Here is a 14,588-nt window from a genome sequence, read left to right as displayed (position 1 = left end):
AACAAATGTAACAACTATTTATTTAGTAACAATTTGAACTGTTCCTTGCGCTAACTGCTTTAGTAACACCTCTTTATCTTTCTCAAGCTCATTTACCACAACGTCATTATAGTGTCTAATGGTATATAGACTGACATTATTATGACAAACCACCTTAAATTTAGCTTTTAAATGTTGAAGCAATTTCTCTAAATTATCAAATAAATTATCAATACAAACAGAAAAACTAATTGCTGAATTCTGAATCACATCAACCTTCATTTTATATAAATGTAACAAACTAAATATTTCACTAATATTTTCTTCCATAATGTATGAAAAATCTAAAGAAGACAAGGAGATTAACGTCTGATTTTTCTTAACAATAAAGCACGGAACTTCAGGGACTAACGCATCTCCCTTACTGACACAAGTACCATCAGATTCAGGGTTTAAAAAGGACTTTACATATAAAGGAATCTCCTTTTGTTGTAAGGGCTGAAGCGTTTTTGGATGAATTACAGAGGCTCCATAAAATGCCAATTCTATAGCTTCTCTATATGAAATTTGATGCAGCAATTGGGCGTTTTCAAAATATCTCGGATCTGCATTTAAAACACCAGGTACATCTTTCCAAATCGTAACACTATCAGCATTTAAACAATAGGCAAATATGGCCGCCGTATAGTCACTCCCTTCTCTACCTAAGGTTGTGGTAAAGTTATTAGCATCACTACCCAAAAATCCTTGTGTAATATTTAAAATAGTTGCGTCTAAATGAGATGAAATATTCTCTTGAGTTTTTTCCCAATTAACATTTGAGCGTCTGTAATAATTATCTGTTTTCACAAATTCTCTAACATCAACCCAATTATTTTTTAAGCCAATTTCATTAAGATAATGACTAATGATTGTGGTTGAAATTAATTCACCATAGCCAATAACTTGGTCGTACACATAATTATAATCTGGAGATTTATTACTTTTAAAAAAGGCGTTTAATTCATCAAAAAACAACTTCACATCAGTAAATACTTGGTGCCGTTTATTCTCAAATAAATCGACTAAAATATCATTGTGACATTTTATGACGTCATGAATAGCACTTTGTAACTCACCTTTATTTTCAAAATAATTTTTGATGACTAATTCCATTCTATTCGTTGTCTTTCCCATTGCCGAAATCACAACTAAAGTATTATCATACCCTGTGGTTTTTAAAACTTTTGCTAAGTTTTTTACACCATCAGCATCTTTTACAGATGCACCACCAAACTTAAAAATGCGCATTATAATTGGTTTAAATAGTTTTTAATTCCTTGCTCATTCAAATGCACCACATTCCAATCGCGTTTTACATCTGCTCCTTTACTTTCATAGAAGTTTATGGCGGGTTCGTTCCAATCTAAAACTTCCCAACTAATGCGTTTTACCCCAAGTTGCTCTCCATGTTTAACAACCGTATTTAAAAGCTGAGTTCCTAAACCTTTACCTCTGCATTTTTCACTTACAATGAGATCTTCTAAATGCAATATTTGGCCTTTCCATGTTGAATACCTTGGATAAACCAAAGCAATACCTTCAATCTTATTTTCAAATTCACTAACAAAACAGGTGAACTTTGGGTTAGGACCAAAACCATCATTTTCTAAATCAGACTGTGTAATTTCTACAGCATCTGCTTCTTTTTCAAACGTAGCCAATTCTTGGATAAGTTCTAAAACTCTTGGCATGTCTTGGATAACTGCTAATCTTGGTTGTTTCATTTTAAAATAAAAAACTCAAAGATAATCTAAACAGACTTTACAAAACAATATTTTTTAAGGAACGAAAACGTTATAGTTTGTTAAAAAATGCGATATTTGCTTGCTACTAATCAATAATTTACTCATGTCTAAAAGAAATCAAACCTTAGGAGAATTTATAATTGAAAATCAAACGTCTTTTAAATACACTTCTGGGGAACTTTCCCGACTTCTTAACTCTATTCGCTTAGCCGCTAAGGTTGTGAATCACGAAGTGAATAAAGCCGGTTTGGTAGATATAATTGGTGCTGCTGGAGACACTAACATTCAAGGTGAAGATCAGCAAAAACTAGATGTATATGCCAATGAAAAATTCATACAAACCTTAACCAAAAGAAATATTGTTTGTGGTATTGCTAGTGAGGAAGAAGATGATTTTATTACGATTAATAGTCAAGATGAAAACCACCAAAATAAATATGTTGTATTAATAGATCCTCTCGATGGCTCTTCTAATATAGATGTTAATGTGTCTGTTGGTACTATTTTTTCAGTTTACAGACGTGTAACTCCATTAGGCACACCTGTTTCTTTAGAAGATTTTCTTCAAAAAGGGAGCGCGCAAGTCGCTGCAGGCTATGTGGTTTATGGAACCTCTACAATGTTAGTTTATACAACTGGTGATGGCGTTAATGGTTTTACATTAAATCCGGCAATTGGTTCGTATTATTTATCACATCCAAACATGCAATTTCCTGAAGATGGAAATATTTACTCTGTAAATGAAGGAAACTATTTAGATTTCCCTTTAGGCATCAAAAAATATATTAAATATTGTCAGGAAGATGAAGGCGAAAGACCTTACACAAGTAGATATATTGGCTCTTTGGTTTCAGATTTTCATAGAAACATGATCAAAGGAGGTATTTATATGTACCCAAAAAGTTCTAAAAACCCTAAAGGAAAATTACGCTTGCTTTATGAATGTAATCCTATGGCATTTATTGCAGAGCAAGCTAACGGTAAAGCTAGCGATGGCTTCACACGTATTATGGACATAGAGCCAACAGAACTTCATGAACGCGTACCTTTTATTTGTGGCAGCAAAAACATGGTAGAAAAAGCAGAAGAGTTTATGCGTAATAATTAAGCATAAAAAAATAGTGTTAATAAAAAAAAGCAACCTAATTAGGTTGCTTTTTTTTATGTAATATAAAGTCTAAAACGACTATTTATTCATATTTTTCATTTCTTCAACAAACGCATCCAAATCTAATTTGTCGTGTGCTAGAGCTAAAGCTTTATCTGCAATATATTTTGCATTTTGAGAATGAAATCCTAAGCCAACACATAACTTTTCTAATAACCAATGCTGATTCGGTCCTTCGATATCATCAACCCATACCATACGCGCCAAATCATATAAACGCTCTAAACGCATATCATAAGATGTTGGTGGATTTATAGAATGGGTATCGTAATCTTTTAAAATTAATTTATAATCGGCTTCTGAGATATCTAATCGTGTTGCTAAACGATCTAAAAAAGCTCTTTCTTTATCGCTGATTACACCATCACTCATTGCAACTCTTACAATAGCTGCAAAATGGTCTTCATTACGTTTTTTAAATCCGCTATCGAATAAATCTGAAAATGACATATATATACTTTATTTATTATCTAATTAATAATTCTGAACAAATATAATTCTATTCAAAGAATTATCATTAGTGAACACTTCAAAAATTTTATATTTGCATCTTCAAACAAAGAAACTTGAGTAAAGTATCTATTGCCCAAACATTCGCACAGACTTTGCAACTGCAAAATCTGCAAACTGCTATTGCCCAAAGCGAAACAAAAACACATTTAAAAGGTCTTGTTGGCTCTTCATTTTCAATTACGGTTTCTGAAGCCTTTAAAACGGCCGACAAACCCTTTTTACTAATCTTTGACGACAAAGAAGAAGCCGCCTATTACCTCAACGATTTAGAACAGCTCATAAACACTAAAGATGTGTTGTTTTATCCAGGAAGTTATAGGAGACCTTATCAAATTGAGGAAACCAATAATGCCAACGTACTCTTACGCGCCGAGGTTTTAAACCGAATTAATTCGCGTAAAAAACCGTGCATTATTGTTACCTATCCTGATGCGCTTTTTGAAAAGGTCGTCACCAAAAAGGAACTTGAAAAGAACACTTTAAAAATTTCTGTTGGCAACGATTTAAGCATCGAATTTGTTAACGAAGTCTTATTTGAATACAAATTTAAACGTGTTGATTTTGTTACCGAACCTGGAGATTTCTCAGTAAGAGGTGGTATTGTTGATGTGTTTTCATTTTCACATGATGAACCTTACCGAATTGAATTTTTTGGTGACGAAGTAGATAGCATTAGAACCTTTGATGTAGAAACACAACTCTCTACAGAGCGCATTAAAAAAGTGAGCATCATTCCTAATGTGGCTAATAAAATGATTGCAGAACAACGCGAAAGTTTTCTAAAGTACATTTCTAATAAAACTGTTATTTTTTCTAAAAATGCAGCTTTAGCGTTTTCACGAATTGATGATTTTTATGAAAAAGCAGAAGACGCTTTCAAAAACTTATCTAGCGAAATTAAGCAGGCTTCACCTGAAGAATTGTTTTGTAATTCAGACTTATTAAAACGTCAGTTTTTAGAATATCCTTTAGTCGAATTTGGAAATGAAGCCTATTTTGCTCAGCAACTTATAGCATTTTACACTAAGCCACAGCCTGCATTTAATAAACAATTCAATCTGTTAATTGAAGATTTAAATGAAAATCACGCTAAGGGCATCACCAATTATATCGCTTGTGTAAGCGAACAGCAAGCGAAACGTTTTCATGATATTTTTGATGACGCGGAACAAACCGTGCATTACAAAACAGTAGTGCTTTCACTTTATCAAGGTTTTATAGATACCGAACACCATCTAGCCATTTATACCGACCATCAAATTTTTGATCGTTATCATAAATTCCATCTTAAAAATGGTTATGCCAAAAAGCAAGCCATTACTTTAAAGGAATTAACAAATCTTGAAATTGGAGATTATGTTACGCACATCGATCATGGTATTGGTAAATTTGGAGGTCTACAAAAAATAGATGTTGAAGGCAAAAAGCAAGAGGCCATAAAATTAGTTTATGGCGAGCGCGATATTTTATACCTCAGTATCCATTCATTACACAAAATCACTAAGTTTAACGGTAAAGATGGCAAACCACCAACCGTTTATAAACTAGGAAGTAAAGCGTGGAAAACCTTAAAGCAAAAAACAAAATCAAGAGTTAAGGAAATTGCCTTTAACCTTATTAAGCTTTATGCCAAACGAAAACTAAAAAAAGGCTTTCAGTACGCACCAGATAGCCATATGCAATTGGAGCTCGAAGCTTCATTTGTGTATGAAGATACTCCAGATCAAATCACGTCTACAGCAGATATAAAAGCTGATATGGAAAGTGAACGACCAATGGATCGCCTAATTTGTGGTGATGTTGGTTTTGGTAAAACGGAAGTTGCTATAAGAGCCGCTTTTAAAGCCGTAGATAATGGCAAACAAGTTGCTGTTTTAGTACCAACGACGATATTGGCATATCAACATTCACGTACTTTTAAAGAACGTTTAAAAGATTTTCCGGTAACTGTTGATTATGTTAACCGTTTTAGAACGGCTAAAGAAAAACGCGAAACTTTAGAAGGTTTAGAAAAAGGAAACATTGATATTATTATTGGTACGCATCAATTGGCTAGCAAAAACGTAAAATTTAAAGATTTAGGCTTACTAATTGTTGACGAAGAGCAAAAATTTGGAGTTGCCGTTAAAGAAAAACTGAGAACTATTAAAGAGAATGTTGATGTGTTAACATTAACAGCCACGCCTATTCCTAGAACGCTTCAATTTAGTTTGATGGCAGCTAGAGATTTATCCGTTATTAATACAGCTCCACCAAACCGTTATCCTATTGAAAGTCATGTGATTCGTTTTGGTGAAGAAACCATTAGAGATGCGGTGAGTTATGAGATTCAGCGTGGTGGTCAAGTATTTTTTATTCATAATAGAATTGAAAATATAAAAGAAGTCGCCGGTATGATTCAGCGATTAGTGCCTGATGCCAAAATTGGTATTGGTCATGGGCAACTCGATGGTAAAAAATTAGAAAATCTCATGCTCGCGTTTATGAATGGTGAGTTTGATGTCTTGGTGAGCACCACAATTATAGAAAGTGGCTTAGATGTCCCAAATGCAAATACCATTTTTGTTAATAATGCTAACAATTTTGGTTTAAGCGATTTGCACCAAATGCGAGGTCGTGTTGGTCGTAGTAACAAAAAAGCCTTTTGTTATTTTATTACGCCAGAATATTCGGCAATGACAGCCGATGCTAGAAAACGAATTTCAGCCTTAGAACAATTCACAGAATTGGGTAGCGGATTTAACATTGCGATGAAGGATTTAGAAATTCGTGGTGCAGGTGATTTACTCGGTGGAGAACAAAGCGGATTTATTAATGATATTGGTTTTGATACCTATCAGAAAATTTTAAATGAAGCCATAGACGAATTAAAAGAAACGGAGTTTTCAGATTTATACAAAGACGACGGTAAACCAAAGGAATATGTAAAAGACATAACTATAGATACCGATTTTGAGTTACTATTTCCAGACGATTACATCAACAATATTACGGAACGTTTAAATCTCTACACCAAACTCAACGCGATAAAAACCGAAGAAGAACTCGCTAAATTTGAAACTGAAATTATTGACCGATTTGGAGAACTACCAACACAGGTTTCAGATTTATTAGATAGTGTACGACTTAAATGGATTGCCACAAAAATGGGCATTGAAAAACTGATTATGAAACAAGGCAAAATGATTGGTTATTTTATTCAAGATCAACAAAGTGGCTTTTATCAGAGTGAAGCATTTACTAAAGTCTTACAATTTGTACAGATGAATGCAAGTAAATGTAAAATGAAAGAAAAACAAACCCGAAATGGACTGCGCTTATTACTTACTTTCGATAAAATAAAAACGACTAAACAAGCACTATCTGCTTTATCAGGTATAAAATGAGCGAAAAAAGCCATTTAAATCACTTACTGCTACTCACAATAGCAACCATCTTTATTAGTACATCTGGAGCCTTAGGTAAATTTATAGATATGCCTACACCAGTTATTATTTGGTGGCGCTCTTCCTTATCTGTAGTTTTTCTCTTAATTTTTTGTCTTTACAAAGGCATTAATTTAAAAATAAAAAACAACCAAGATCGCTGGACTTTCATTATTGCTGCCATTTTAATGGGAGGTCATTGGATTACCTATTTCTATGCTCTAAAATTATCAAATGTGGCCACTGGTATGCTTTCATTATTCACCTTTCCAGTTATGATTGCCCTATTAGAACCCTTATTTACTAAAGTTAAATTTGATCCTATACATATCCTTTTAGGTTTTATGGTACTTCTTGGGATTTATATTTTAGCTCCAGAATTTAATATAGCAAGTAGCCAATTACAAGGTTTATTGTGTGGTTTACTTTCGGCATTGTGTTATGCGCTTAGAATTCTAATATTACAAAAGCATGTTACGAAGTACAATGGCACAATGCTTATGTTTTATCAAGTAACCATTTTAACTGTACTATTAGCGCCTGTACTATATTTTATGGATACCTCTAACATTACAACACAATATCCTTATGTTCTACTACTAGCTTTAATTACAACATCTATAGGCCATACAATGTTTGTAAATAGTTTGAGTTATTTTAAAGCCAGTACAGCAAGTATCATTGGAAGTTCGCAACCTGTTTTCGGAATTATAATTGCCTTTTTTTTCTTGAATGAAATTCCAACAATAAACACCTATATTGGAGGTAGTTTAATTTTAGCAACCGTTATTATTGAAAGTATACGATCTAAAACGAAATAATGGCTTACTTTTTGAAGACATTTAAGACGAATTGTAATGAGGAATAGCTCTAACTTATGAAAGAAATTTACGAACCTAAATTCGTTGAAATGCTATTTGATAAAATGTCGGGGTCGTATTCTAAAATGAACTACATTACGTCATTTGGGTTTAGTGAACGATGGAGAAAACAATGTATTTCAGAAATCAACGTTGAAGATGGTAAGGTCGTTGTAGATTTAATGACAGGGATGGGAGAATGTTGGAAACATATTCTCAAAAAAGACACTAAAAACACACAAATAATTGCACTTGATTTTTCCTCTGAAATGATTAAACAAGCTGAAAAAAATAAACTGAAATTTCCTGAATCTAAAATTACAATTTTAAAAGAGGATGTTTTTCAAAATTCAATAAGCGACAAATCTGCAGATTATGTTATTTCAGGTTTTGGACTAAAAACGTTTAATACAGAACAGTTAAATGCGTTAGCAAATGTCATTGATAGACTACTAAAACCAAATGGTGAATTTTCATTAATTGACGTCTCTGTTCCTAAAACTAAAATTTGGAAACCTTTTTATATGTTCTACTTAAAAAACGTCATCCCAATCTTAGGAAAGCTCTTTTTAGGCAGCCCTGAAACTTATAAAATGTTAGGTATTTATACAGAAGCATTTGGCAATTCAAAACATGCTTTTCAAATTTTTAAAAGAGATCATTTTGAAGTCGAATATATCAATTATTTTTACGGTTGCGCTAGTGGTATCAAAGGCAGAAAAATAAAATAACAATTAATAAAAAAGCTTTATATAAAACATATTAAATCATGAAAAAATTATTAATCCTCTTGTTGATTTTACCCTTATTATCACAAGCTCAAAGTATAAAAGGCACATTTTCCCCAGCAAAAGATTTTAGCTACGCCTTTCTGTACCAAGCAACACCAGAAAGCGCCAATTATGTCAATAAAGGGCAATTAGACAGTGATGGTAATTTTGAAATTCAATTAGATTCTACCGTAACACCTGGCATATATAAAATTGTGTATGCCATTCCACCTGAAGAAAATAATTTCGATTTTATCTATGACGGAAAAGAGAGTGTTGCCTTTAATTTTAGTCATGAAAAAGGTGTTGAGTTTAAAGTCTCTGATGAAAACAAGCTCTGGAAGTCGTATTTAAAAAGTATAGAGATGGTAAACCAAACCATTAGTAATTATTACTCTAAAGCGAATAATGACAAAAAAGGTTTCAATGCTATCTTCAAAACTTTAAAAGATACACAAACCGCTTATGAAGAATTAGCTAAAGATAAGTTAGTCTTCAATTTTATAAAAGCCAACCGACCATATATCCCAGAGAACTACGAAGATATTAGCACCTATTCTAAACATCTTAAAGCGCATTATTTAAGTCAGGTAGATTTTAGCGATTATCTACTACAGAGCTCCTCGTATTTAACAGACCGAGTAACAGCGTATGTTTTTAATATGGTTGCCAATCCAAGTGAAGCAACATACAAACAACATATTGACGATGTTGCAGCAGCAATTAACAATGATGACCTGGTTATTAAAACAAGTTTATTAGAAATGCTTTGGCATAATTTTGTTGCCTTAAACAACAATACTATTGCTAATTATATTACAGATCATTATTTATTAGAATTAGCAAAATCTACCAATAACAAAGTTTTAGAAGATATGCTTATTTCTTTTAAAAACACATCTTTAGGTAGCAAGGCACCCGATTTTGAAATCACTTTAAACGCAAAAAAAACAAGTTTACACCAATTAGAAGGAGCTGAAAACTACTTATTGATTTTTTGGAGCAGCACATGCAGCCACTGTTTAAATGAATTGCCTAAAGTAAAAAAAATGGTAGCAAACAAACCAAATTTAAAAGTGGTCGCCTTTGGATTAGAAGATGATGACCAAAATTGGACGAAAGAAATTAAGAACTACCCCGATTTTATTCATCAAATTGGCCTAGGGAAATGGGACAATCCAATTGTAAAAACCTATGGTGTTTCTGCGACACCAATGTATTTTTTATTGAATTCTTCTAAAATTATTACAGAGAAACCTTATGAACTTAAAGATCTAGAAATTTTACTAAAGCAATTATAAAAACATTAAAAAGTAGACTATAATCATATTAGCACTTATTTATAGGATAACTAATCAAAGAGGTACAAACGCTAACCATCTTGATTAATTTCCAACTAATTAAAAAGAAAACGCTCAGAAAAACAAGTGTTTTATCTGAGCGTTTTGAAACTAAATAACCAACCAAATTTAGTTTCATTTCTATGATTTTATCTTTTTTTGAGGTCACTTAGATCACCTAAATTTAAATTCTATCATATAATTTAAGTTTCTATTTATATGCTTCTTGTGTTTTCTCTAGTATTCTCTACTTTCTTTGTTTTTTGCTTACGTTTTTTAAGTTCTTCAGACTGTTTAGCCCCTTTACCATCTTCTACATTTGCATTTCTGTAATATTGTATATATCCTCTTCCTGTAAATTCATAAACAGTACCAGAACTCGAATGGTATAACGCAATCTTACTATCATTAATAACGCTGAGTTCAAAGAATTCATTGTCAAAGAAATCATAATCTAATGTTAATGTTTTTAAGTACATATTTCCTGACACATTACCTACACCATAACTCCCTATAAAATCCCAATAAATGTTATTAATATTGTAAGCGTTTACGTCTTGAGAACTTCTAAATGTATCGTCATTTCCACCAGATAAAAACTGAAGGTAATTCTCATTATCAAAATCATTTAAAACTCCATAATTACTTGTGTATGTTTTTTCCCAAGCATCGTATTCTTGTAAGAAATAATGAATGTTATCATAGAAGATATAGTCATAATCAAAATTAGATTTCTGGTAACCCTCTAAAAAATAAGAGGTATCATTAAAAGGATTGTATAATTCAATAGTATTATAATCTACTTGGTACACATCGAAGCTATCATAACCATCAATAATATGATTTACATCCAAAATCATATCATAAGCATCATAAGTTCCTATTTGTACACCGTAGCCATTACCTTGACTTCCAAAGCCAACTAAGTTATTATTAGCATACAAACGGCCATGATCAAAAGACACTGTAAATGCTATTTGTAAAAAAGGGGTTTCGCCATAACCTTGTGTTGCATTAATATCTACGTACCACAAATCGTAAGAATTTAATAATTGATTTAATGAAATAGCTGGTTCATCGCTATAATGTATTTCCTCAGTGTAACACGAGGTAAATAATGTTGCAATACATGCAAATCCTAATAGTCGTTTTAAATGCTTCATAATCTAACGGATTTAAGGTTATTGGTTATAGCATTTCAAAACATGTGCCAAAAAACTAAAATCACTACTTACACACCTATTAAATTACGTTTATTACTAATTAATTGATTCACAAATGCACATAGAAAGGCTTTATGTAACCGAATATAAGCAGGTATTCTTCTATAAATTTTACGTATTTTTGATATACAAATTTGAATAAAACACTATGAGTAATACTACAAAATATGCTGTTTTTGGTGCCGGAAGTTGGGCTACAGCCATTGTAAAAATGCTTTGCGAAAACTTAGATGAAGTTGGTTGGTATATGCGAAGCGTTTATGTCAAAGAACATATCTTAAAAGAAAAACATAACCCTAGTTATTTAAGTTCGGTTGAGTTTAAAACTGAGCAATTAAAACTTAGCAACGATATTAACGAAATAGCAGAATGGGCAGATGTGCTTGTTTTTGTTATTCCATCCGCTTTTATTCATGCCGAATTAGAGAAATTAACCGTTGATATTAGCAAAAAAACTATCGTTTCTGCTGTAAAAGGTATTATGCCAGAAACTGGGAAATTAGTTGGTGAGCAATTTCATGACGAATACAATATCCCTTTTGAAAACATAGCTGTTATCGCTGGTCCTTGTCATGCAGAGGAAGTAGCATTAGAGCGTTTATCTTACTTAACAATTGCTTGTGACGACTCTAAAAAAGCACAAGCTATTGCCGATAATTTATCGAGTGATTACATTAAAACAAAAACTAGCGACGATGTTATTGGTATAGAATACGCTGTAATGTTAAAAAATATTTACGCTATTGCCGCTGGGATTGCACACGGACTTGGTTATGGTGATAATTTTCAGAGTGTCTTAATGAGCAATTCTATTAGGGAAATGAAACGCTTTATTAAAAAGATGCATAAGATGAAACGTAACATTAATAATTCAGCTTACTTAGGTGATTTACTTGTGACTGGATATTCCGTTTTTTCAAGAAACAGAATGTTTGGAAACATGATAGGCAAAGGGTATACCGTAAAATCTGCACAAATGGAAATGAGTATGATTGCTGAAGGGTACTATGCCACTAAAAGTGCTCACGAACTCAATCTTAAGAATAAAAAGAAAACACAATTACCTATAATTAATGCCGTTTACGATATTCTTTATGACAATAAAGATCCAAAGAAGGTCTTTAAGAAATTGACTGATAAGTTAGATTAGATTGATTAGCTTTTAGCTCTTAGCCCTTCTGCTATTAGCTAAAAGCTAATAATTATTTCACCAAAACACCACGCAACTGCATCAAAGGAACAGTCTGTAAAGCCTTTTCGTTAATGGTGTTTTTTCTGAATAAATACGTTTTATCAAACATTTGATTGCCTTCAAAAAACATAATTTTAAACTCGTTGTTTAGTTCTAAAACTTTTTCTTGTAAATATTCAATCTTAGCGTAACTTCTTGCTGGTAATTTTGCAAGTGTATGTCGCATTACAGGAGTTAATTTCTTATCGTTATAACCTCTACTAACAATAAGCACCGTATCTAAATCTTTGTCGCTATTATTTATGATATAGGCATTCCAGTCTTGGGTTTTGTATTCTAAATGTTCCTCTTGAACAACAGCAACATAGACCTCTTTTACCTCCGGTATTTGTATATCTTTTTTCAAAGTTTATAAGGCTGATTTAAACTGCTCTAAAAATCGAACATCATTCTCACTCAACAAACGAATATCGCTAATTTGATTTAATAACATAGCAATACGATCGATGCCCATTCCGAAAGCGAAACCTGAATATTCTTTAGAATCAATACCACAGTTTTCTAAAACATTAGGATCTACCATACCACAACCCATAATCTCTAACCAACCTGTACCTTTTGTGATTTTGTAATCAGTTTCAGTTTCAAGTCCCCAATACACATCAACCTCAGCACTTGGCTCCGTAAATGGAAAGTATGATGGACGTAATCTAATTTTAGATTTCCCGAACATTTCTGTGGTAAAATATTGAAGTGTTTGTTTTAAATCTGCAAAACTCACATCCTTATCAATGTATAATCCTTCTACTTGATGAAAGAAACAGTGTGCACGTGCAGAAATCGCTTCATTTCTATACACACGTCCCGGAGAAATTGTACGTATTGGAGGTTGATTATTTTCCATATAACGCACTTGTACAGAACTGGTGTGGGTACGTAATAAAATATCGGGATCCGTTTGAATAAAAAACGTATCCTGCATATCTCTTGCCGGATGGTATTCTGGTAAATTTAAAGCGGTGAAGTTATGCCAATCATCTTCAATTTCTGGGCCTTCACTAACGTTAAAACCTATGCGCGAAAAGATATCAATAATCTCATTTTTTACAATAGAAATAGGATGACGTGCTCCTATAGCAATGGGCTCACCAGGTCGCGATAAATCACCATAAATTCCTTTATCTTCTTCCTCACTTTCTAAAGCCTCTTTTAAGTGATTTACTTTAGCTTCAGCGGTGTTTTTAAGCTCATTAATTATTTGCCCAAATTCACGTTTTTGATCATTCGCAACATTTTTTAATTCGCCATAAAACGCCTTTAAATGTCCTTTTGAGCCTAAATATTTTATTCTAAAAGCCTCAACTTCTTCTTTAGATTGTGCTTTAAAAGCTTCTGCTTCTGCTATAAGTTCTTTTATCTTGTCTATCATGGTTTCTAAAAAGTAGGTGGCAAATTTAAGGAATTATGAACGTAAAAACACAAAAATTACATGAATACCATCAGGATTTTCATTTGTGATCGCTTCTCCAAATTCCATAACTAAAGTTGTGTCGGTAAATCTGACTTCAAATACGTTACCATTATCTGTAAGTTGCACTCTATCCTTTTCTAAGTATTCCTAGTTCTTGCTGTTGCTGACCTAGGCCCCCAGTGTCCATTGGAATTTACAGCATAATTATTACCAAAGTCAATCTGCTCTAAGTCACAACAGTTGCAAAATCAGCGAGCTAATCGTTATAAAATAGTTATGGGTTATTCCCTTACAATAATTTAAGATTCGATTTAAACCCTTTTAAAGTCACATAAAATGGACTTTTCAAACCAAGCCTATTTAATATAATCAGACTCTAAAAAGTAATTCACAATCGCTTCTTTCATTAATACACTTTGTTCACCAGCTTTTAGATGTGGTAATTGTGCCAATACTTTATAATGTGGCCAACCATCATCATCTACATAATCGAATTCATAAAACCCATAAGGTTCTAACACCTTACATATAGCAATATGCATTAAATCAAGTTTTTGATCTTTTTTATACTCGCGATGCAATTGCCCAAGCTCCTGCACACCTATAAGATATATAATAGAATCGAGATCTAATCGATCTCCATCCGCAAATTGATTTGAGAGTTTTTCTACCACCAAATCCCATCGTTCTTTTAATTGTTCGTCTCTTGCCATGTTCATTTCCCATAAAAACGGGAATCACTTTAATTAATAATTCAAAGTTTTGAGTTGAAGGTTTCTACTTCAATATCATCTTTAGTTTTAAAAGTTCAAAGTTAAGAAACTAAAGCCTCTTGAATTACGTTATCATTTATAAATCAA

14 protein-coding genes are annotated in these 14,588 nt (G+C 32.5%); 6 read left to right on the top strand and 8 right to left on the bottom strand.

Annotation, left to right across the window (positions count from 1 at the left end):
- Window positions 1-18 precede the first annotated feature (18 nt).
- Window positions 19-1,269 carry an aspartate kinase gene (locus ACXGSQ_RS04600; RefSeq protein WP_458628452.1) on the bottom strand — a complete coding sequence of 417 codons (1,251 nt, stop codon included), beginning with the start codon at window positions 1,267-1,269 and terminating at the stop codon, window positions 19-21.
- Window positions 1,269-1,745: an N-acetyltransferase family protein gene (locus ACXGSQ_RS04595; RefSeq protein WP_458628451.1), complete on the bottom strand. Its 477-nt coding sequence runs from the start codon at window positions 1,743-1,745 to the stop codon at window positions 1,269-1,271. Before ACXGSQ_RS04595 ends, ACXGSQ_RS04600 begins: the two co-directional genes overlap by 1 nt.
- A gap of 124 nt (window positions 1,746-1,869) precedes the next feature.
- On the opposite strand from ACXGSQ_RS04595, the gene fbp reads away from it, so the two are divergent.
- Entirely contained in the window at window positions 1,870-2,874 is a 1,005-nt protein-coding gene (fbp, locus tag ACXGSQ_RS04590) for a class 1 fructose-bisphosphatase (protein ID WP_458628450.1), read from the top strand.
- Window positions 2,875-2,952: 78 nt separating this feature from the next.
- On the opposite strand, the gene ACXGSQ_RS04585 is transcribed toward fbp, so the two are convergent.
- Window positions 2,953-3,384, bottom strand: coding sequence for a TerB family tellurite resistance protein (locus ACXGSQ_RS04585; RefSeq protein ID WP_458628449.1), 432 nt, complete (start codon window positions 3,382-3,384; stop codon window positions 2,953-2,955).
- 116 nt (window positions 3,385-3,500) lie between these two features.
- Between ACXGSQ_RS04585 and mfd the strand changes: the two genes are divergently transcribed.
- From mfd to ACXGSQ_RS04565, 4 genes are read left to right on the top strand one after another with little or no spacing between them, the layout of a single operon-like run.
- Window positions 3,501-6,833, top strand: coding sequence for a transcription-repair coupling factor (gene mfd, locus ACXGSQ_RS04580; RefSeq protein WP_458628448.1), 3,333 nt, complete (start codon window positions 3,501-3,503; stop codon window positions 6,831-6,833).
- On the top strand, window positions 6,830-7,693 hold the full coding sequence (locus ACXGSQ_RS04575; protein ID WP_458628447.1) for a DMT family transporter: 864 nt from the start codon (window positions 6,830-6,832) through the stop codon (window positions 7,691-7,693). Before mfd ends, ACXGSQ_RS04575 begins: the two co-directional genes overlap by 4 nt.
- Window positions 7,694-7,749: 56 nt before the next feature.
- Window positions 7,750-8,463: a class I SAM-dependent methyltransferase gene (locus tag ACXGSQ_RS04570; RefSeq protein ID WP_458628446.1), complete on the top strand. Its 714-nt coding sequence runs from the start codon at window positions 7,750-7,752 to the stop codon at window positions 8,461-8,463.
- Window positions 8,464-8,501: 38 nt separating this feature from the next.
- Window positions 8,502-9,803: a TlpA family protein disulfide reductase gene (locus ACXGSQ_RS04565; RefSeq protein WP_458628445.1), complete on the top strand. Its 1,302-nt coding sequence runs from the start codon at window positions 8,502-8,504 to the stop codon at window positions 9,801-9,803.
- Window positions 9,804-10,057: 254 nt separating this feature from the next.
- Here the strand turns inward: ACXGSQ_RS04565 and ACXGSQ_RS04560 are convergent, their stop codons facing one another.
- Entirely contained in the window at window positions 10,058-11,005 is a 948-nt protein-coding gene (locus ACXGSQ_RS04560) for a nicotinic acid mononucleotide adenyltransferase (protein ID WP_458628444.1), read from the bottom strand.
- 208 nt (window positions 11,006-11,213) lie between these two features.
- Here ACXGSQ_RS04560 and ACXGSQ_RS04555 point away from each other — a divergent pair, with 208 nt between their 5' ends.
- Window positions 11,214-12,215 (top strand): NAD(P)H-dependent glycerol-3-phosphate dehydrogenase, encoded by a 1,002-nt coding sequence (locus ACXGSQ_RS04555; RefSeq protein WP_458628443.1) that lies wholly within the window; start codon window positions 11,214-11,216, stop codon window positions 12,213-12,215.
- A gap of 52 nt (window positions 12,216-12,267) precedes the next feature.
- On the opposite strand, the gene ACXGSQ_RS04550 is transcribed toward ACXGSQ_RS04555, so the two are convergent.
- The 4 genes from ACXGSQ_RS04550 to ACXGSQ_RS04535 all read right to left on the bottom strand — a co-directional run bounded on the left by ACXGSQ_RS04550 (window position 12,268) and on the right by ACXGSQ_RS04535 (window position 14,441).
- The gene (locus ACXGSQ_RS04550) at window positions 12,268-12,663 is read right to left on the bottom strand and encodes a hypothetical protein (protein ID WP_458628442.1); all 396 of its coding nucleotides are present in this window, start codon (window positions 12,661-12,663) and stop codon (window positions 12,268-12,270) included.
- Between the two features lie 3 nt (window positions 12,664-12,666).
- Window positions 12,667-13,686, bottom strand: coding sequence for a phenylalanine--tRNA ligase subunit alpha (gene pheS / locus ACXGSQ_RS04545; RefSeq protein ID WP_458628441.1), 1,020 nt, complete (start codon window positions 13,684-13,686; stop codon window positions 12,667-12,669).
- Between the two features lie 33 nt (window positions 13,687-13,719).
- A complete protein-coding gene (locus ACXGSQ_RS04540; RefSeq protein WP_458628440.1) occupies window positions 13,720-13,854 on the bottom strand; it encodes a hypothetical protein in 135 nt (44 codons plus the stop codon).
- A gap of 230 nt (window positions 13,855-14,084) precedes the next feature.
- Window positions 14,085-14,441, bottom strand: a complete 357-nt coding sequence (locus tag ACXGSQ_RS04535) for a hypothetical protein (RefSeq protein WP_458628439.1) — start codon at window positions 14,439-14,441, stop codon at window positions 14,085-14,087.
- Between the last annotated feature and the right edge of the window lie 147 nt (window positions 14,442-14,588).

The organism is Winogradskyella sp. PC D3.3, assembly GCF_054366245.1.
The sequence above is the reverse complement of the archived record's forward strand: the minus strand, read 5'-3'. Positions and strand labels throughout refer to the sequence as shown.

Bases quoted from the DNA above. Each gene is read 5' to 3' on its own strand.
- ACXGSQ_RS04535 (WP_458628439.1), bottom strand. From the start codon at position 14,441: ATGGCAAGAGACGAACAATTAAAAGAACGATGGGATTTGGTGGTAGAA.
- fbp (WP_458628450.1), top strand. From the start codon at position 1,870: ATGTCTAAAAGAAATCAAACCTTAGGAGAATTTATAATTGAAAATCAA.
- ACXGSQ_RS04575 (WP_458628447.1), top strand. From the start codon at position 6,830: ATGAGCGAAAAAAGCCATTTAAATCACTTACTGCTACTCACAATAGCA.
- pheS (WP_458628441.1), bottom strand. From the start codon at position 13,686: ATGATAGACAAGATAAAAGAACTTATAGCAGAAGCAGAAGCTTTTAAA.
- ACXGSQ_RS04570 (WP_458628446.1), top strand. From the start codon at position 7,750: ATGAAAGAAATTTACGAACCTAAATTCGTTGAAATGCTATTTGATAAA.
- ACXGSQ_RS04600 (WP_458628452.1), bottom strand. From the start codon at position 1,269: ATGCGCATTTTTAAGTTTGGTGGTGCATCTGTAAAAGATGCTGATGGT.
- ACXGSQ_RS04595 (WP_458628451.1), bottom strand. From the start codon at position 1,745: ATGAAACAACCAAGATTAGCAGTTATCCAAGACATGCCAAGAGTTTTA.
- ACXGSQ_RS04560 (WP_458628444.1), bottom strand. From the start codon at position 11,005: ATGAAGCATTTAAAACGACTATTAGGATTTGCATGTATTGCAACATTA.
- ACXGSQ_RS04585 (WP_458628449.1), bottom strand. From the start codon at position 3,384: ATGTCATTTTCAGATTTATTCGATAGCGGATTTAAAAAACGTAATGAA.
- ACXGSQ_RS04555 (WP_458628443.1), top strand. From the start codon at position 11,214: ATGAGTAATACTACAAAATATGCTGTTTTTGGTGCCGGAAGTTGGGCT.
- ACXGSQ_RS04565 (WP_458628445.1), top strand. From the start codon at position 8,502: ATGAAAAAATTATTAATCCTCTTGTTGATTTTACCCTTATTATCACAA.